Raw genomic sequence first — 16,589 nt, forward strand, 5'->3', positions numbered from 1 at the left:
CATGAGCCCCAAGGTCCTGCTGGTTGACGACGACTCCAATATCCTGTCCGCGTACACCCGCCTGCTTCGGGGGCGGTTCGAATTGGAAACCGCACAGGGGGGCGAGGAGGCCCTGACGCGAATCAAGGCCGCGGGCCCGTACGCAGTCATTCTTTCCGACATGCGAATGCCCGCCATGGATGGCATTCAGTTCCTGGCCGAAGCGAGGATCCGGACACCGGATTCGGTCCGGATCATGCTCACCGGGAACGCCGACCAAACCACGGCGATCGAGGCCGTCAACCGGGGGAACATTTTCCGCTTCCTGACGAAGCCTTGTGAACGGGGACTGCTCGTCAGCTCCATCGAAGCAGGAATCAAGCAGAACCAGCTCATCATCGCAGAGAGGGAACTGGTTGAAGGAACCGTCAAGGGCTGTATCGACCTCCTGGTGGAACTGCTTTCCATCGCCGATCCCGTTGCCTTCCAGCAATCCCAGCGGCTGGGCCTGCTGGCCCAGAAGGTGGCGCGGGTCATGGAAATGGAAGCCGATTGGGTGGTGGTGGTCGCGTCACTCCTCGCGCCGATCGGCGTCCTTACCCTACCCGGGTCCGTCATGATAAAGGTGCGGAAGGGTGATCAGATCACGCCGCGGGAGCAGGATGCGGTTGTTCGCCTGCCCGAAATCAGTTCCAACCTCCTCAACCACATTCCACGGATGGCGGAGGTCGCCCAGGTCATCCTCTTCAAGAACAAGAATTTCAACGGCTCCGGTTTCCCGGCCATTCCCGCGCACCGGGAGGAGATCCCCCTGGGGGCACGGATCCTCAGGGTGGTTTCGGATTTCCTGGGCGCCATGGAGAAGCGTTCCAATGCTCGCCATGTCCTCGAAGAAATGCGTCAGAACCAGGTCTTCTATGACCCAAGGGTGATCAACGCCCTCGGCCTGGCCCTGGCCGTTCCGGATGAAGTGATCAATGATGGGGCCCCCTCCTCCTACCACGCCACCCACAAGACGGTCCAAGTGGGCGAAATCCTGGTGGAGGGTGTCTATACCCGGGAAGGGCAGCTGCTCTATCCTCCGAAAACGGTTGTCGGCCAGAGCCACCGGGAACGCCTGAAGAATTATGCCGCGCTGGTGGGCCTCAAGGAGCCGTTCCTCGTTCAGGCCTGAAGGGACATGGAAGGCTCGAGTCCGTGGCAGGCGGGTGAGGCCGCCGCGGGGGTTCACCCCTGGTTCATGCGAAGAATCTGGGCCGGGTCCAGGGCGGCGGCTCTCAGGGCCGGGATCAGGCTCGCGATGAAACTTGCGGAACCCATGACCAGGGTCGCGGCGGCGAAGGCGGCGGGATCCAGGGGGCCGATGCCGAACAACAGGCCTTCCATGGCATGTGCCGCCAGGCCTCCTACCAGACCTTGATCCGGTCCTTGGGCGCCAGGTACAGCTTCTGCCCCGGTTTCACCCCGAAGGCGAGGTACCACGCATCCAGGTTCCGCACGATGTCGGCCCGGTACTCATCGGGCGAATGAGGATCGTTGACAAGGAGATAGCGCCGGGTGGTTGCGGACTGGCAGCTGCGCCAGGTCTGGGCCCAGCTCAAGAAGAACTGCTGGTCTCCCGTCAATCCCTGGACCATGGGGGCGTTCGTTCCGTTGAGGAACAGGCGATAGGCATCGTAGGCAACGGCGAGCCCGGCGAGATCGGCGATGTTCTCGCCGAGGGTCAGATGGCCGTTGACCGCGAGGTCGGGGAAGGGACGATAGGCGTCGTACTGGCGGACAAGGGCATCGCCCAGCACCCTGAACTGATCGGAATCCTCCGCGCTCCACCCGTTGCCCAGGCGGCCTTCGGCGTCGTAGCGGGCCCCACGGTTGTCGAAGCTGTGACTTATCTCGTGGCCGATGATGGCGCCCATGGCGCCATAGTCCTGCGCGGCCGTGTGCCTTTGATCGAAGAAGGGCGGCTGAAGGTGGGCGGCCGGGAGGATGAAGGCGTTCAGGGGCCCCATGTTCGCGGCGTTGACGGTCTGGGGCGTCATGCCCCACTCGCTTCGGTCCGGAGGATGCCCGAGTTTCTTCAGGTTGCCTTGATGGTGGAACCTTTCGGCGCGCACGGCATTTCCGAAGGCATCGCCCAGGATGACCTGAAGGTCCGAGTAGTCCTGCCATGTGTCGGGATAACCGACCCCGATCTTGAGGGAGGCGAGCTTGGCCCTGGCCCGGGCCTTCGTCGCAGGGGTCATCCAGGCCAGGGATTCGATTCGCATGGCAAAGGCGGCAAGGATGGTGTCAACCATGGCCCGGGCCCTCGCTTTTTCGCCGGGGGGGCAATAGTCCTTCACATAGAGCCTGCCTACCGCTTCGCCCAGGGCCGCGTTGGTGACCGCCACCCCGCGTTCCCAGCGGGACGGGAAACCGGTGTAGCCATTCAGGGCCTTGCTGTGGAACTGATGGGAGGCCTTTACGAAGGCCCTGGGCAGGAAGGCGGTCCTTTTCCTGATCGCGTGGAAGAGGAGCCAATCCTTCAGGCCGTCCAGGGCTTCGCCGCCCACGAGGGCGGCGATTCCGATGACGGCGCTGGGCTGCGACACCACGAACGTCTCCTGAGTGGGGAGCAGAGCGGCCTGGAAGAACGCCTCCCAGTCCAGGCCGGGCGCCCTCGATTCAAGCTCCTTCCTGTTCCAGTGGTTGTTGCCCTTTACGGCATCCCTGGCATCGACCTGGTCCCAATGGACCTGGGCGATCCTGGTCTCCAGGGCCAGGATCTTCGCCGCCCTGGACTCGGCTTCCTTCTCCTGGACCAGGTTCAACAAGGTGGTGATGTAGGCCAAATACTTGGCCCGGATGGTCCGCATGCCTTCGGATTCATCCAGGTAGTACCGACGGTCCGGCAAGCCCAGGCCCCCCTGCTCCAGAAAGGGAACGCTCCGGGACGGAACGTCTGGATCAGGGCCCACAAATAGCCTCAGCAGACCCCCGGGACCGGTCTCGGCGGCGCCCAGAAGCCGCGAAAGCGAACGGCGATCACCGACGAGCCTGATCTCTTCCAGGAAGGGCTGGAGGGGTTGGATGCCCCTCTTCTCGATGGTGGCCTCGTCAAGGAAGCTGCTGTAGTAGTCCCAGATCTTGCGGGCCTCGGTGCCGGGGGCGGCCTTCGCCGTGTCATCGATGATGGATGCGATCCGGCGGGTGGTGAGGGTGCGGAGTTTGCCGGTCACGCCGGCAGACTCGACGTCCTCGAGGATGGCGGCGTTGGCAAGCCACGTTCCGTTGGCGAAACGGTAGAAGTCGTCGCCGGGGGCAACCGTCCAGTCCATGCCCTCGAACCCCGCCACGCTGGGAGGCTGGGCTGCCGCCAGGACGGCAAAGGCCGGGATGGCTAGGAGGAGTGCGTGGTGAGCAAGGCCCATTTGGGGCTCATCCTACACCTTCCCGGTACGAACGCGCCTGGCGGATTGGAGCAACGTGCCGCACCGCACCGCCGGGCATGGCCTGCTCAGATGGCCGGAGCGGGCATGTGGTAGGCCTCCCACTCCTCCTTGGCCGGTCCGTAGATTCCCGGCACGCGCAGGCCGGCCTGGCGCATCAGGACCGTCATCTGGCCGACGTGGTGGACCTGGTGGGTGAGCAGGATGCCCAGGGTCTCCCCCCGCTTCCACTGCTGGCCATACATGTTGTCCGAGACCTCCAGCGTGGCGTCGTTCCAGGCCTCCAGGGCGGTCCCGAGGGCATCGGCCGCATCCACGTAGGCCTGCCGGATTTCAGCCATCGTCGCGGGCAGGGGGAGGGGCTGGTCGGCCAGGAAGGCATCGCCGTGGGGCACCTTGAGGCCGGTGCGGGCGGGCATTTCAATGAGGGTCTCCACCAGATGGAAGGCCAGGCGGCGAAGATCGCGGTGGCCTTCCGCCACCGCCGTTCCCGCGGCGGTCTCGGGGATGGCGTCCAGGATCTTCAGGTAGCTCTCCCGGGCGTGGGCGAAGGAGGCGCGGAAGTCGTCGAGGCGTCGGAACATTGGAACTCCTTTGAATGGAATGGCCCAGCCTTGGAGGGGCCAGGACCCGTGTGAGTGGAATTGCCGCCATCCGTGGCGACCTCCTGGATGGAAGACTGGCAGGGGCTCCTGCCAGGGATCTGTCAGGAGTCCCGGTGGTCATCCTCCGCCTTCCGGATGTAGTCCGCCAGGGTGTGGCCCTCGATCGGTTGGAAGGTGCCCTGGAGCACGTCCACAGACTGGATGCGGTCCAGGCGGAAGGTGCGGAACTCGTCCCGGAGCTCGCACCATCCCGCCAGGCACCAGGTGTGTCCCCAGAAAAAGAGTCCGAGGGGATAGACGGTCCGCTCCGAACAGGTTCCGTCCGCCCGCCGATAGCCCATGAGCACCTTGCGGCGGCCGCGCATGGCTGTCCGCAGTTCGCCCATGAAGCGGGCACCGCCCCCTGCCGCCAGGAAACCCGGCGCGTGCATCTCCGAGTGGGCCAGCCTCCGCCGCACCTCCGGGGAGGCCGCCGCTTCGACCTTGAGGAGGGCGGAGCAGGCCGCCTCCCTCAGGGCGGGGTCCGACCAGGCCTGGATCATGCGGGCCCCGGCGATCAGGGCCTCCAGCTCATCCTCGGTGAAGCCGAGGGCCGGCAGCTCCGCGTGGCGGCCCAGGCGGTAGCCGGCTCCGGCCTCGCCCTCGATGGCCACGCCGGACTTCTGGAGGTCGGCCACATCCCGGTAGACCGTTCGAACCGACACCGCCAGCTCTTCCGCGAGCCGTTTCGCCGTGGAAAGGCGGTCGCGGCGCAGGAGCTGGACGATCTGGAACAGGCGGTCGGCACGGCGCACGACCAATGATAGCCAGCGGCCCAGGCGACGGCCATCCTCGATCCCGGAGGAATCTGGCCGCCGCGGCCGGCCGGCGCTATCATCTCGCCTTGGGCGAACCGGCCGGCCCCTTTCCCATGGCCGCGCCCCGGGGCGAGACGCTGCTGGAGGTGCTTCATGCCCATCCGAACCGGGCTCCTTTCCATCCTCCTTGCCCTGGCGGCCCTGTCCTCCTGGGCCGGCCCCGCGGTGAAGGTCCGGCTGATCTCCGACACGGATTCCGTTCAGCCGGGAAGGCCCCTTCGGGTCGGCCTGCGGTTCGAGCTGCAGGACCACTGGCACATCTACTGGAGCAATCCCGGCGATTCCGGCATGCCTCCCCAGGTGCGGTGGAAGCTGCCTGCGGGCTTCCGGGCCGGAGACGTCCAATGGCCCGCGCCGGAGCGGCTGGGTTCGGGCTCGGTGATCGATTTCGGCTACCCGGAATCGGTCCTGCTGCCGGTCGAGATCCAGACGCCGGCGGCCACGCTTGAGGCCGGCTCCACCGTCACGCTTTCCGCCGAAGTCAGCTGGCTCGCCTGCAGGGACCTCTGTGTGCCGGGCCGGGCGGACCTGACGCTTTCCCTGCCCGTGCGCCTGACCCCGGGGCCGGCGCCGGGGTCCCACGCGCTGTTCCAGGAGGCGGAACGGCGCCTGCCCAGGCCCATGCCGGCGGGCTGGAAGGCCGAGGCGGTCCCGGAGGGGGAGGTCTTCGTGATGACGATCCGGGGCGCCGGGGAGGCGAAGGCGTGGTTCTTTCCGTTCGAAGGCGACCAGATCGACCATGCCGCGCCCCAGACCGCCACGGCGCTCCCGGACGGCCTGCGGCTGACCCTCAGGAAGTCCGTGCAGCTGGCGAGGACGCCCGCCAGGCTTGAGGGCGTCCTGAAGCTGGGGTCGGGCGAGGCCTATGCCGTGTCGGTTCCCGTCCGGGCGATCAGCCCATGAACAGGGCGGTTGTATAATGCCCGGGCCTGCCGGCCGGGATGGGCAGGCGTCATCCTCAAGGAGGTCGGTCCCATGAGAAAGCTGGCTCTCTTTTCGGCGATCCTGATTTCGACGTCCCTGGCCGCGCCCGCACGGGCCGCGCGGGTGGGGGAGAAGGCCCCGGATTTCACGGCGGTCGACAGCAACGGCGTGAAGCATTCGCTCTCCGAGTACGCGGGCAGGATCACGGTCCTCGAATGGCACAACCAGGGTTGCCCCTTCGTCAAGAAGTTCTACGACAGCGGCAGCATGCAGAAGCTCCAGAAGGCGTGGGCCGGCCGCGGCGTGGCATGGCTGACCGTCATCTCCTCCGCGCCGGGCAAGCAGGGCCACGTGACGGGAAGCGAGGAAAATGCGTACCTCAAGAAGATGGACGCGGCACCGGCGGCCGTGCTGCTCGATCCGACCGGCCAGCTGGGCCATCTGTACGACGCCAAGACCTCCCCGCACATGTTCATCATCGATCCCAAGGGGACGCTCATCTACAACGGCGCCATCGATGACCAGCCGACCCCGGACCCCGCCAGCCTCGCGGTAGCGAAGAACTATGTGGCGCAGGCGCTCACCGAGGCGATGGACGGGAAGCCCGTGAGCGTTCCGACGTCCCGTCCGTATGGCTGCTCCGTGAAGTACGCCGACTGAGGCGGGGGGACTGCCCCTCAGGGCCGATAATCCGTCCCCCGCCAGTAATTGGGCATATCGACATATTCAAAGCGCCTGGGATCGGCCTTCACCAGCGCATCGGCCGTGGCGTTCCAGACCGTGCCGTGGCCGACCGTTCCCGTGCCACGCAGGTTGTTGTCTTGCACGACCGTTTGGTCCAGGAGGTAGTTGCTGAATCCCTGGCCGTTGCGGGCATTGGCGTCCTGGCCCGCCCGCCACTGGGCATGCTGGGCGTCGTTGGCGGCTCCCACGGCGTTCATCCGGGCCGTGGCGTTGGCGCCGATCTGGTTGATGTTGCCGATGATCCGGGCGGCGTTGGCCTGGACGGCCTGGCGCTGGGCGGCGTCCACCTGTTTCAGGCGCGCGATGTGGGGAGCCGCCTCCGCACTCGCCCGCTGGGCCACCAGCGCGAAATCCACCTGGAAGCTGGAGAAGACCGCGCCGGCGATGGCGTTGGCTTCGGCGGCGCCGGCGCGGGGGAAATAGGCCACGAAGTCGTGAAAGCTGAAGTCGCCGTAGCGATCGGGAGCGGCCGCGCCGATCACCCTGAACATGCGCTGCATGCCCTTGCCGTCGGGATCGATCTGTCCCGTGGCCAGCGCGTAGCGCGCGCCGTCGAGGGCCCAGCCCGGGGGCGGCGAGGGCAGGGGCTCGGCGAAATCGATCCCAAGGCTGGCGGGGACGAAGCCCTTCGCCCGGCTCAGCTGCTCGATGATCGGCCCGAAGTTCTTCACCAGATCGGCATCGGCCGGGAAGATGACCGTCCCCCGCAACGGACGCATGCCCATGCGCTGGGCGTTGCGGTAGGCCGGCCCGCGGGGATCCTGGGCCAGGAACATGCTGTTGAGGATGACCACCTCGCCCTGGGGGCCGTGGATGAGCATCGTTCCGCCGCCGCTCTTGGGATCCACCTGCCAGCCGGAGGGAAGGCCGACGCAGGCGGTGCGGTCGGGCAGGGTGACCTTGTGCAGCGCGGGGACCGGGGCGCTGGCCGGGCCTGGGCCGGCGGACGCCGCCCTGGCATCCGGGTTCCAGACGCCGAACAGGTGCCTGAGCATGGGGTTCACCGTCCTGCCGAAGCTCGCGGCCTCGTCGGTGAGCAGCGCCGCCTCCACCTGCCCGGGACCGGTCGCGCTGGCGATGACCAGGCCCGCCACCTGCCTGCCGCCCTGGGGGTGGTTGGTGACGGAAAAGAACACCCCCACCGAGTTGGTGCCTCGGAACCGGAAGACGCGGCCGATCTGCGGCTTTTCGCCGCACTGGGCCTGGACGCCGCCCAGCACCTTGGCCATGGCCGCCGGCTGGGTGGTGGCCCCCGCCACGGCGCCGAAGACGATCCGGCCCCCCTGGGGGCCGTCGAGGGTGGTCTGGGGGGTGGGCCCTTGCCCCACCGCCCGGCAAGCCGGAAAGCAGGCCAGGGATAGCGCGAGGATCACGGAAGACCGCCTGAATCCAATATCCGCCATGGGAACCCTCCCTTTCCGGGAGCAGGGCCGCTCCCACCGAAGCCTGCGGAGGACCGGGGCCGGGTGCCTCACCGGATCGGGGAGGAGCCTGCCGCGCGGGCGCCCCCGCGGTCAGGAGAGCCGGGCCCGCACCGCCAGGGCCGCCAGGGCCGCGGACGTGTGGAGGTCGAGCTTGCGCATGATGTTGGAGCGGTGGACGCCGACCGTGTGCGGACTGAGGTCCAGCCGTTCCGCGATCTCCTTGGTCACCAGGCCCTTGCCGATCAGGGCGAGCACGTCGCGTTCCCGCTCGGTGAGCGGGGCCAGGGAAGGCCCCGGGGGGACTTCCTGGGCGGCCTGGGGCGGCCTCAGGCGCTGGAGCCGGATCTCGATGGCCTGGATGAGTTCCCTGCCCGAGAAGGGCTTGACGAGGTAGTCGTCGGCTCCGGAGCACATGCCCTCCCGGACCTGGCCCCATTCGTTGCGGCCCGAGGCCAGGATGACCGGAAGGCCGGCGAGGCGCGGATCCGCCCGCAGGTTCTGCAGCAGGGCGATGCCGTCCATGGAGGGCATCTGGATGTCGGACACCAGCAGGTCGATGGCCTCCGCCCGCAGGATCTCCAGGGCGGCGGCTCCGTCCAGGGCCACCCGGACCTCCCAGTCCGGGCGCTGGAGGGTCAGGGAATCGGCAAGGATTCCGGCCAAGCTGGCATCGTCGTCCACCAGGAGAATCCGCATGGGCCCCAGACAATCGTGTTGTTGGACCCGATTATACGCAGGCGCCGGGCGGAACGGCCGCGCTTGATTCCTTCCGTTCGTGCCGGGGCGAACCCCAGTCAGCCCGCCTGAGCGAGGGTGCCCTTCGGGGCAGGGAAGTGGCGGCGCAGGACGGCCGAGATCTGGCTGGTCAGCCGGGCCTTCTCCGTCTGCAGCGCGTTCCAGGCCTTCAAGGATTCGGCCAGGTTCTGGAGGGCCGACAGGGCGGTGACGTCACGCTTTTCCATGAGACCTCCAGGGGGGGAAGGGAGCTTCGATCCGTGCGTCCAGGGGTAACCCTGGCGGGCGCCTGGATGATGCCGGGTGAACCGCCGGGTCCGGGTCCTCCGCCTGGCGGGATGGGCGAAGGTGTGTTCAAGTGCAAGCATCGCCCGGAATCATGATCGGAACCATAACCGTGATAGGTTAGGTCGGGAATTCGGCCGAACGGCTGGAACCCGGCCCGGACGCCGGAGCGCCGGGCCCGGGTTCTGGACCCTGCCGTTCCAGGCGCTCTGGGCTGCCGGGGGGTGACCCGCCCCGGGGTGGAAGGAATGTGGGGGCTACTTCTTCTCGTCCGCGGCCTTTTCGTCGGCCTTCGCCTTGGTCGTCTTCGCGGTCGCCTTGGCCTTGACGTCAGCCTTGGCGGCCTTCTTGTCGGCCTCGGCCTGGACCTTGGCAGCCTTCTTGTCCGCGGCGACCGCGGCGGCGGTTGCCTTCTCCTCGGCCGCGGCCTTGGCGGCGTCGGCCTTCTTCTCGGCCTTGGCCTTCTTCTCGATGGCGTCGGCCTTCCTGTCGTCGGCCACGAGGGCCTTCTTGGTCTCCTCCTTCACTTCCTTCTTGACGACCTTGGTCTTGCCCTTGGTTTCGGACTTCACTTCCTTGGATTCGGTCGTGGTGGTCCTGGCAGGGACCGCGTCCTTGGCGCCGGTCTTCACGACCTTCTTCTCGGTCTTGGTCGTCTTGGTCTCTGCCGGGACCTCGCCTTTGGCCGCCGTCTTCTCCTCCTTCACCACGGTCTTGACGGATTTGATCTTGTTGGGAGTTTTGGTAACGGTTTCACTCTTGGTGACCGTCTCCTTCTTGGGTTCGTCCGCCAGGGCGGGGGTGAGAAGGGATGCGGCAACGATGAGCAGGGCGATCTTGTTCATGGGAACCTCCGGGGCCCCTTCACCATGAAGGGGGGCAGGAGGACTAGGCATGTATCGGGCCAATGACGCAGGGCGAAACGCCAGGCCGGTTGAATGCATCGAACAGGCCCGGTTGCAGTGAAATGGCTACGGTTGAAAGGAACTGTCCAAGGGGCCCGGTATCCAATCGGCTCGCGGAGGATCTCCGCCGGTAACGGCGCAGTGGAAAATGATCGAGAAGCCCATCCAATTTGATTGATGTATGTCCCGGCGTGGGCAGGCGCCAATGTAACTGTAAAAAATGTTCGTGTTACTCGATGGTCCGGGAATTGCACAAGTGCCGGGTCGCATTCCTGGGCTGTTGGAGTCCCGGAGGCGATACCCAACGGAGCCGATAAATGAGAAACACTCGAAACACCCTGGTGGCCTTGGCCTTCGCGCTTTCGCCCATCACGGCCTTCGCCATGCCCGATATGTTCAAGCATGCCACCGCCATGAACGTATCCCCGGAGATCCCCGCGGCCAAGGGCGAGGTCAAGTTCGGCAGGACGGATGACGGGAACATCTCCATCCACCTGTCGGTGAGGTACCTGGCCGATCCCCAGAAGCTGCGGCCGCCCGCGGCCACCTACGTGGTCTGGGTCAGCAGGGACAAGGATTCGCCCGCCCAGAACGTCGGCGCCCTGAAGACCGAAAAGGACCGTGAGGGCAAGATCAAGACCGTCACTCCGTTCAAAGCCTTCCAGTTGTTCGTGACCGCGGAAGCCAACGGGGAGGTCCAGGCCCCCATGGGCACGCGGCTTCTGTGGATCGACTACAATTCCGACTAGAACGGGAGCCCCCCGCATCGCCCGGTTCGCCTGGGCGCTGGCCAAGGTTTTCCTGGCCGCGCTCAAGGCGTGCCTGACCCATCGGGCCGCCAGCAAGGCCGCGGCCCTGGCCTTCTACACGCTGTTCTCCATCGCGCCGATCCTGGTGCTGGTCATCGCGGGGGCCGGGCTCCTGCTGGGGACCCAGGCCGCCCAGGGCGCGGTTCTGGAGCAGCTGAGGGAATGGGTCGGCCCCCTGGGCGCCGCCGCGCTCAGGAACCTCCTGGCGGGCGCCCAGGTGCCCGGCTCGGGCCGCGCCGCCACCGCCCTCGCCGTGGCCCTCCTGGGGGTGGGCGCCACCAGCGTCTTCGCCGAACTGAAGGACAGCCTGGACGAGATCTGGAACCACCAGGTGCCGGTGCCCACGGGGATCCTGGCCGTGCTGCGCGCACGGCTGCTCTCCTTCGGCCTGGTGATGACCCTGTCCTTCCTCCTGCTCACCTCCCTGGTGGTCAATGCCACCCTGGCCCTCCTGGCCGGCTTCTGGGCCCGGGTCTGGGCGGGCTCGTTCTGGATCTTCAGCAGCCTCTCCACCCTGCTCACCTTCGCGGTCATCGCCTGCCTGTTCGCGGTGATCTACCGGATGCTGCCGGAGGTGTCCCTGCCGTGGCGCGACGTGGCCGTCGGCGCGCTCTGCACGGCCACCCTGTTCAGCCTGGGCGAGTACGCCATCGCCGCCTACCTGAGGAGCGGCGGGATCAGCACCACGTTCGGGGCCGCGGGGTCCCTGGCCGTGCTCCTCATCTGGGTCTACTACTCCGCCCAGATCTTCTTCCTGGGCGCGGAGTTCACCCGGGAGTACGCGATCACCCTCGGCAGCCTCCGGAACAAGGATGAGGACCGCGAGCTCAACCCTTCCGGAGATCCGCGAGCAGCGCGACCAGGGCGTCCGTCATCCCGGGCCTCTGGGCCGTGAAGGCGATCTCGTTGCAGGGATCCCAGCGCTTGTTCACTTCCACGATCCGGGGTCCGCCGGGCGTCAGGGCGATGTCCCAGCCGAGCGTCCGCATGGGCTGGAAGAGGAGGGCGGCCCGTTGCGCCAGGGCGCACGCCGCCTCCCAGTCCGGCAACCTGAACCCACGGAAAGCCACGGCCGTCCTGGGGTGCTCGGGCACGTCCACGGTGCCGATCCCGCCCGGGCGCATGCCGACGGCGAGGACGAGGGTTCCTTCGGCCACGTCGATGAAACTGAGCAGGTTCCCGTTGGCGCCTTCGGCGTAGTTGTCGACCGTGGCTTCGCCGGCAATGACCCTGAGCATGGCGAAGACGATGCGCGCCGTCCCCTGGTCGTCCACGTCGGTCACCATCCGCACGGTCTGGAGGTACGGCGTGCCGCTCAGGCCCTCCATGACCGGGTGGGCGCGCAGGCGCTCCTGGATGACGAAGGACGCGTACCCCGGGTCGGTGAAGAAGGCGGCGCCCGCGGTCTCCTCCGGGTGCCGGCCGCTCAGGGACCCGATGAAGTCCCCACCTTCGCGCCGGAAGATCTCGACGCCCCTTCCATAGGCGCCCCGGCTGGGCTTGACCACGAACTCGGCAGGGAGGCCCGCCAGGAAGGCCCGCCAGTCCTCCGGGCCCAGAAGGGGCCCGCCCTCGGCCGTGAAACCCGCCGGGCGGGAGGCAACCCCCAGAAGCCGGGGGACGGGCAGTCCCAGGCCTTGGCAGTAGGCGTAGAAGATGGCCTTGTCCTCCGTCAGGCAATCGAACCTGTCCGGGTTCACGCGCGCCTGGAGCCGGACCAGCGCGGCTTTCGAGATCGTCGCTGCCAGGGCGGACTCGGGCAGGCGCGGATCGAGCAGGCCGCCCTGCAGGGCCTCCCGGGGCCGGAAGCCGCCGCGGGAGCGGAGCCGGACGACCCTGCGCAGCAGGGTGATCCAGTCCGTCCCGTAGAAGCGCACGGCGGCGCCCAGGTCCGCAAGGAGGTTCAGGCCCCGGGCAGGGATGGAAAGCAGCGGCTTCCAGGGGGGAGTATGCATGAATGTTCCAGGTTCGATCCAGATTACCGGAACCTTCCCGGAGGAAGCGAAAAAACTAGGGCACCGACGGCAGCTCCAGGCCGGCCATCTTCTGCACCATCCGGACCACCTGGCAGCTGTAGCCGAACTCGTTGTCATACCACACGTACAGCACGCACCGGTTCCCATCCGCGATGGTCGCCAGGGAATCCACCACGCCGGCGTGCCGGGAGCCCACGAAATCGCTGGAGACCACTTCCGGCGAATTGGTGTAGTCGATCTGGTTCTGCAGGGGGGACTCCAGGGACATGGCGCGGAGGTAGCCGTTGAGCTCGGGCACGGTCACGGGCTTGCCCAGCTCCAGGGTGAGGATGGCCAGGGAGACGTTGGGGGTGGGCACCCGGATGGCGTTGCCGGTGAGCCTGCCGGCCAGGTCGGGAATGACCTTGGCCACGGCCTTGGCGGCGCCGGTCTCGGTGATGACCATGTTCAGGGGCGCGCTGCGGCCCCGCCGGGCGGCCTTGTGGTAGTTGTCGATGAGGTTCTGGTCGTTGGTGTAGGAGTGGCAGGTCTCGATGTGGCCGTGGGTGATGCCGTACCGGTCGTTGAGGGACTTCAGGACGGGGACGATGGCGTTGGTGGTGCAGCTGGCGGCGGAGAAGATCCGCTCCCCCCCGGTGATCAGGTCCTCGTTGACCCCGGCCACCACGTTGGGGATGTCCCCCTTGCCGGGGGCGGTCAGGAGGACCTTGGCGATGCCCGGGGCCAGGAGGTGCTTGCCCAGGCCGGCGCGGTCCCGCCACTTTCCGGTGTTGTCCACGAGGATGGCGTTGCGGATGCCGTACTGGGTGTAGTCCACGCTCTCGGGGCTGTCCGCGTAGATGATGCGGATCATGTTCCCGTTGGCGATGATGGCGTTCTCCTCCTCGTCGATGGTGATGATGCCGTTGAAGGGGCCGTGCACCGAATCCCGGCGCAGCAGGCTGGCGCGCTTGAGGAGGTCGTCCGCGGAGCCCCTGCGCACGACGGCGGCCTTGAGGCGGAATTTCTCGCCGCTGCCGGCCTTTTCGATGAGGAGCCTAGCAAGCAGTCGACCAATTCGGCCGAAGCCGTAGAGGACGATGTCCTGGGGTTCCTCCAGGATGGGGCCTCCGCCCGTGGCGACGCCGGCCAGTTCCGCGCGCACGAAGGCCCCGGCGCTTCGGCCGCCTTCGGCGCGGAAGCGGTAGGTCAGCTTGCCCAGGTCGATGCGCGCCGGCGCCAGGTCCAGGGCGCTCATGGCCTCCAGCAGGGGCCAGGAATCGGTGACCGACAGCTCGTTGTCGAGGGTGTGCCGGGCGAAGCGGTGGGCCTTGAGGATGTCGATGGCCGTGCTGTGGACCAGGGAGCGGCCGTAGACGGTGGTGACGACGTTCTTGTCGCGGTAGAGGCTCCCGATGACCGGCAGCATCCGTTCGGCCGTGGCCTCCTGGGCCTGCCACTCCTTGAGGTACGTGTCCTGCTTCGATCCGCTCATGGTGGGTGCGTCTCCTGGAGGGCCTGCCAGGCTGGACCTGGATTGGAATCGGCTCCCCATTCTGTCCCGGCGAGGGGAGGGCCACAAGGAAGGTCCGGGCCGATTATGATGGAATATGTAACAGACACCTTTTCTGGAGTTTCCCGATGGCCCTCATCGCCTGGCACGACCGTTTCGCAACCGGCATCCCTTCCGTGGACGACCAGCACAAGACGCTCTTCCAGACCGTCAACGATTTCCACGAGGGGCTCGTGACGGGACGCGGCCGGGAGGAGCTGGCCCGGACCCTGGATTTCCTCGTCACCTACACGGTCAGGCACTTTAAGACCGAAGAGGACTTCATGGAGCTGCACAGGTTCGATGGCCTCAAGGCGCACCGCTCGGAGCACCAGCTCCTGCTCGAGGAGGTGGCGGCCTTCAAGGAGCAATGGTCGAGGAACGCCGCCGCCGTGAGGCCCATGGAGGTGGCCCGGTTCCTGGGGGACTGGCTGACGCACCACATCCAGCAGATGGATTTCCAGTACGCCAGGTTCCTGAAGGAAGGGGGCCTTTCGGTCTGATCGGCGCTAACTGGGGTGCCAGCTTTGCATCCCCCCGGCGGGAGCCGTCTTTGCGCCGGCATAATTCGGGTAAATTTCAACGCCGAGGAAACCGAGGAGCGCCGAGCGGCAGGAGATCCTGGCCCCGGGGGCCTCCGGCCTCAGAACCTGCGCATGCCGCCCATGAAGACCGCCGCGCCGATGCCCACCACGGCCACCAGGGCATAGAGGCAAAGGACCACCAGCGTCATGATGCCCACGTAGCGCCAGAAGGATTTCTGGGCGCGCAGGGCCTCGGCCAGCGCCTCGGGGCTTCCGTCCCGGAGCAGGTCGGTGATGCGGCTCGCGTAGCGGTTCAGGAAGAGCACGGGCGGGACCTGGAACGCGGCCATGACGAGGTAGATGCCGGGCAGCACCACGCGCATCCCCGCGGGCATGCCGCGCAGGGGCCCCTGGGTCATGCCCAGGAAAACCAGGGCCACCACGACGAGGAGGATCGTGCCGAGGATGCCCAGGACGCCCATGAAGCGCACCCAGGGGCGGGTGGCGCGCAGGGCGTCCACCACGGCGGCCTGGACGGCGCCGCCCTCCCGGGGAGGGGCCAGGGCTCCCGGAGGGGCGGGGGGCGGCGGCGGGACCACGCGCAGCTCGGGGAGGGCCCCCGCCTGGGTCCAGTCGGCGAGTCCCTGGCGCCAGACCAGGGCGTCCCAGCCCACCTTGCCCGAAGCCAGAAGGTCCTGGAGGGCCTCCTGGGGCACGGGGCCCTGCGTGGCTCCATTCTGGATGTAGCTCCAGGCTTCGCTCATGGTCTCTCCGGGGTATTCCCTGGATGATATCAGGCTCCCCCCGCGCCGAGGGCCTCCCGGAAGGCCTCCCGCAGGGCCTCCACCCGGTCCCCCCACGTGCATCGCCACCATCGGCGCAGGCCTGCTTTCCAGGACCATGGGCGCGCTCAGGGGATGCCAGGATTCCACGCCCCTGGCCCGAGGTGGTCTAATGGCTGGAGCTCAGGAGCCCGCCCGTGACCCGGATCATCGACATCACCGCCGTCCTCTCCCCGCGCCTCGCGGTCTGGCCCGGGGACGTCGGCTTCAGCCGGGAGATCCTCGCGCGCCTGGAGGACGGGGGCGCCGCCGATTGCAGCGCCATGACCACGACCCTCCACGCCGGCACCCACGCCGACGCCCCCGGCCACATCCTCCCGGGGGGCCAGGCCATGGACGCCGTGGATCTTGCCCCCTACCTGGGGCCCTGCGAAGTCATCGAGGTGACCCTGCCGCCCGGGGAGCGCATCCACCCACGGCACCTGGCCGGCCCCGTCCGGGCCCCGCGCGTGCTGTTCAGGACGAATTCCTACGCGGATCCCGAGCGGTTCGCCGGGACCTTCAACGCCCTGTCCCCGGAGCTGATCCACAACCTCCGGGACCAGGGCTGCGTGCTCGCGGGCCTCGACACGCCTTCGGTGGACCCCTTCGATTCCATCGCCCTGGAGAGCCACCACGCCCTCTTCGGATGCGGCATGCGGTGCCTGGAGGGCCTGCGCCTGGAGGGCGTGGCGCCGGGGCTCTACACCCTGGTTGCGCTGCCGCTCAGGATCGAGGGCGGGGACGGTTCTCCCGTGCGGGCGGTGCTGGTGGCTGAATTCTGAACCGGCATCTCTGGCGCCGGGCCATGAACCGCCCCCAGGCCGCGGCCAGGTCGATGAACAGGATGCGGCCGAAGCCATGGTGCCGGCGGCGTTCCTCATCGCGGCGGTTCCGGATCTGGAAGGCCGGCTGGTTGCCATACTGGGGAACGATGGAGTAGAAATTGCGTCTATCAAGCATCCTGGCTCCTTGGGTTGGGTTCGTGGGCGTGCCTTGGATGGACTTCATTGCGGCTGGACCTGTGGGAGGGAGGAAGGGG

At 67.6% G+C, this 16,589-nt stretch carries 18 protein-coding genes; 7 read left to right on the forward strand and 11 right to left on the reverse strand.

The window, feature by feature from the left end:
• Nucleotide 1 precedes the first annotated feature (1 nt).
• Nucleotides 2-1,153: an HD domain-containing phosphohydrolase gene (locus RAH40_RS18385; protein ID WP_306599056.1), complete on the forward strand. Its 1,152-nt coding sequence runs from the start codon at nucleotides 2-4 to the stop codon at nucleotides 1,151-1,153.
• 53 nt (nucleotides 1,154-1,206) lie between these two features.
• Here RAH40_RS18385 and RAH40_RS18390 read toward each other — a convergent pair whose 3' ends face one another.
• From RAH40_RS18390 to RAH40_RS18405, 4 genes are all read right to left on the reverse strand, one after another.
• Nucleotides 1,207-1,365: a hypothetical protein gene (locus RAH40_RS18390; RefSeq protein WP_306599057.1), complete on the reverse strand. Its 159-nt coding sequence runs from the start codon at nucleotides 1,363-1,365 to the stop codon at nucleotides 1,207-1,209.
• Between the two features lie 20 nt (nucleotides 1,366-1,385).
• Entirely contained in the window at nucleotides 1,386-3,389 is a 2,004-nt protein-coding gene (locus tag RAH40_RS18395) for a M13 family metallopeptidase (RefSeq protein WP_306599058.1), read from the reverse strand.
• 86 nt (nucleotides 3,390-3,475) lie between these two features.
• Nucleotides 3,476-3,991 carry a DinB family protein gene (locus RAH40_RS18400; RefSeq protein ID WP_306599059.1) on the reverse strand — a complete coding sequence of 172 codons (516 nt, stop codon included), beginning with the start codon at nucleotides 3,989-3,991 and terminating at the stop codon, nucleotides 3,476-3,478.
• Nucleotides 3,992-4,113: 122 nt separating this feature from the next.
• Nucleotides 4,114-4,806, reverse strand: coding sequence for a YafY family protein (locus RAH40_RS18405; protein ID WP_306599060.1), 693 nt, complete (start codon nucleotides 4,804-4,806; stop codon nucleotides 4,114-4,116).
• 156 nt (nucleotides 4,807-4,962) lie between these two features.
• Between RAH40_RS18405 and RAH40_RS18410 the strand changes: the two genes are divergently transcribed.
• Both RAH40_RS18410 and RAH40_RS18415 read left to right on the forward strand, forming a co-directional pair.
• The gene (locus RAH40_RS18410; RefSeq protein WP_306599061.1) at nucleotides 4,963-5,772 is read left to right on the forward strand and encodes a protein-disulfide reductase DsbD domain-containing protein; all 810 of its coding nucleotides are present in this window, start codon (nucleotides 4,963-4,965) and stop codon (nucleotides 5,770-5,772) included.
• 72 nt (nucleotides 5,773-5,844) lie between these two features.
• Nucleotides 5,845-6,453, forward strand: a complete 609-nt coding sequence (locus RAH40_RS18415; RefSeq protein WP_306599062.1) for a redoxin domain-containing protein — start codon at nucleotides 5,845-5,847, stop codon at nucleotides 6,451-6,453.
• A 17-nt stretch (nucleotides 6,454-6,470) separates the two neighbouring features.
• On the opposite strand, the gene RAH40_RS18420 is transcribed toward RAH40_RS18415, so the two are convergent.
• The 4 genes from RAH40_RS18420 to RAH40_RS18435 form a co-directional block, all read right to left on the reverse strand.
• The gene (locus tag RAH40_RS18420; RefSeq protein ID WP_306599063.1) at nucleotides 6,471-7,910 is read right to left on the reverse strand and encodes a hypothetical protein; all 1,440 of its coding nucleotides are present in this window, start codon (nucleotides 7,908-7,910) and stop codon (nucleotides 6,471-6,473) included.
• Between the two features lie 141 nt (nucleotides 7,911-8,051).
• A complete protein-coding gene (locus RAH40_RS18425) occupies nucleotides 8,052-8,657 on the reverse strand; it encodes a response regulator transcription factor (protein WP_306599064.1) in 606 nt (201 codons plus the stop codon).
• A gap of 98 nt (nucleotides 8,658-8,755) precedes the next feature.
• A complete protein-coding gene (locus RAH40_RS18430) occupies nucleotides 8,756-8,923 on the reverse strand; it encodes a hypothetical protein (RefSeq protein WP_306599065.1) in 168 nt (55 codons plus the stop codon).
• Nucleotides 8,924-9,238: 315 nt separating this feature from the next.
• Nucleotides 9,239-9,826 (reverse strand): hypothetical protein, encoded by a 588-nt coding sequence (locus RAH40_RS18435; protein WP_306599066.1) that lies wholly within the window; start codon nucleotides 9,824-9,826, stop codon nucleotides 9,239-9,241.
• A gap of 377 nt (nucleotides 9,827-10,203) precedes the next feature.
• Here RAH40_RS18435 and RAH40_RS18440 point away from each other — a divergent pair, with 377 nt between their 5' ends.
• Nucleotides 10,204-10,635 carry a hypothetical protein gene (locus RAH40_RS18440; protein ID WP_306599067.1) on the forward strand — a complete coding sequence of 144 codons (432 nt, stop codon included), beginning with the start codon at nucleotides 10,204-10,206 and terminating at the stop codon, nucleotides 10,633-10,635.
• Between the two features lie 73 nt (nucleotides 10,636-10,708).
• Nucleotides 10,709-11,590, forward strand: a complete 882-nt coding sequence (locus RAH40_RS18445; RefSeq protein WP_306602313.1) for a YihY/virulence factor BrkB family protein — start codon at nucleotides 10,709-10,711, stop codon at nucleotides 11,588-11,590.
• Here the strand turns inward: RAH40_RS18445 and RAH40_RS18450 are convergent.
• The gene (locus tag RAH40_RS18450; RefSeq protein WP_306599068.1) at nucleotides 11,523-12,650 is read right to left on the reverse strand and encodes a sugar-transfer associated ATP-grasp domain-containing protein; all 1,128 of its coding nucleotides are present in this window, start codon (nucleotides 12,648-12,650) and stop codon (nucleotides 11,523-11,525) included. The genes RAH40_RS18445 and RAH40_RS18450 overlap by 68 nt on opposite strands.
• A 55-nt stretch (nucleotides 12,651-12,705) precedes the next feature.
• Nucleotides 12,706-14,145, reverse strand: a complete 1,440-nt coding sequence (locus RAH40_RS18455; RefSeq protein ID WP_306599069.1) for a glyceraldehyde-3-phosphate dehydrogenase — start codon at nucleotides 14,143-14,145, stop codon at nucleotides 12,706-12,708.
• A 146-nt stretch (nucleotides 14,146-14,291) separates the two neighbouring features.
• Between RAH40_RS18455 and RAH40_RS18460 the strand changes: the two genes are divergently transcribed.
• Nucleotides 14,292-14,705: a bacteriohemerythrin gene (locus RAH40_RS18460; protein WP_306599070.1), complete on the forward strand. Its 414-nt coding sequence runs from the start codon at nucleotides 14,292-14,294 to the stop codon at nucleotides 14,703-14,705.
• A 140-nt stretch (nucleotides 14,706-14,845) separates the two neighbouring features.
• On the opposite strand, the gene RAH40_RS18465 is transcribed toward RAH40_RS18460, so the two are convergent.
• Nucleotides 14,846-15,490: a DUF4339 domain-containing protein gene (locus RAH40_RS18465; RefSeq protein WP_306599071.1), complete on the reverse strand. Its 645-nt coding sequence runs from the start codon at nucleotides 15,488-15,490 to the stop codon at nucleotides 14,846-14,848.
• A 215-nt stretch (nucleotides 15,491-15,705) separates the two neighbouring features.
• Between RAH40_RS18465 and RAH40_RS18470 the strand changes: the two genes are divergently transcribed.
• The gene (locus tag RAH40_RS18470; RefSeq protein WP_306599072.1) at nucleotides 15,706-16,332 is read left to right on the forward strand and encodes a cyclase family protein; all 627 of its coding nucleotides are present in this window, start codon (nucleotides 15,706-15,708) and stop codon (nucleotides 16,330-16,332) included.
• The last annotated feature ends 257 nt before the right edge of the window (nucleotides 16,333-16,589 follow it).

Source organism: Geothrix sp. 21YS21S-2 (assembly GCF_030846775.1).
GTDB lineage: Bacteria > Acidobacteriota > Holophagae > Holophagales > Holophagaceae > Mesoterricola.

What these genes read in the sequence shown, in the direction of transcription:
- RAH40_RS18385 (WP_306599056.1), top strand. Translation starts at nt 2, where the DNA reads ATGAGCCCCAAGGTCCTGCTGGTTGACGACGACTCCAATATCCTGTCC.
- RAH40_RS18390 (WP_306599057.1), bottom strand. Translation starts at nt 1,365, where the DNA reads ATGGAAGGCCTGTTGTTCGGCATCGGCCCCCTGGATCCCGCCGCCTTC.
- RAH40_RS18395 (WP_306599058.1), bottom strand. Translation starts at nt 3,389, where the DNA reads ATGGGCCTTGCTCACCACGCACTCCTCCTAGCCATCCCGGCCTTTGCC.
- RAH40_RS18400 (WP_306599059.1), bottom strand. Translation starts at nt 3,991, where the DNA reads ATGTTCCGACGCCTCGACGACTTCCGCGCCTCCTTCGCCCACGCCCGG.
- RAH40_RS18410 (WP_306599061.1), top strand. Translation starts at nt 4,963, where the DNA reads ATGCCCATCCGAACCGGGCTCCTTTCCATCCTCCTTGCCCTGGCGGCC.
- RAH40_RS18415 (WP_306599062.1), top strand. Translation starts at nt 5,845, where the DNA reads ATGAGAAAGCTGGCTCTCTTTTCGGCGATCCTGATTTCGACGTCCCTG.
- RAH40_RS18425 (WP_306599064.1), bottom strand. Translation starts at nt 8,657, where the DNA reads ATGCGGATTCTCCTGGTGGACGACGATGCCAGCTTGGCCGGAATCCTT.
- RAH40_RS18430 (WP_306599065.1), bottom strand. Translation starts at nt 8,923, where the DNA reads ATGGAAAAGCGTGACGTCACCGCCCTGTCGGCCCTCCAGAACCTGGCC.
- RAH40_RS18435 (WP_306599066.1), bottom strand. Translation starts at nt 9,826, where the DNA reads ATGAACAAGATCGCCCTGCTCATCGTTGCCGCATCCCTTCTCACCCCC.
- RAH40_RS18440 (WP_306599067.1), top strand. Translation starts at nt 10,204, where the DNA reads ATGAGAAACACTCGAAACACCCTGGTGGCCTTGGCCTTCGCGCTTTCG.
- RAH40_RS18450 (WP_306599068.1), bottom strand. Translation starts at nt 12,650, where the DNA reads ATGCATACTCCCCCCTGGAAGCCGCTGCTTTCCATCCCTGCCCGGGGC.
- RAH40_RS18455 (WP_306599069.1), bottom strand. Translation starts at nt 14,145, where the DNA reads ATGAGCGGATCGAAGCAGGACACGTACCTCAAGGAGTGGCAGGCCCAG.
- RAH40_RS18460 (WP_306599070.1), top strand. Translation starts at nt 14,292, where the DNA reads ATGGCCCTCATCGCCTGGCACGACCGTTTCGCAACCGGCATCCCTTCC.
- RAH40_RS18465 (WP_306599071.1), bottom strand. Translation starts at nt 15,490, where the DNA reads ATGAGCGAAGCCTGGAGCTACATCCAGAATGGAGCCACGCAGGGCCCC.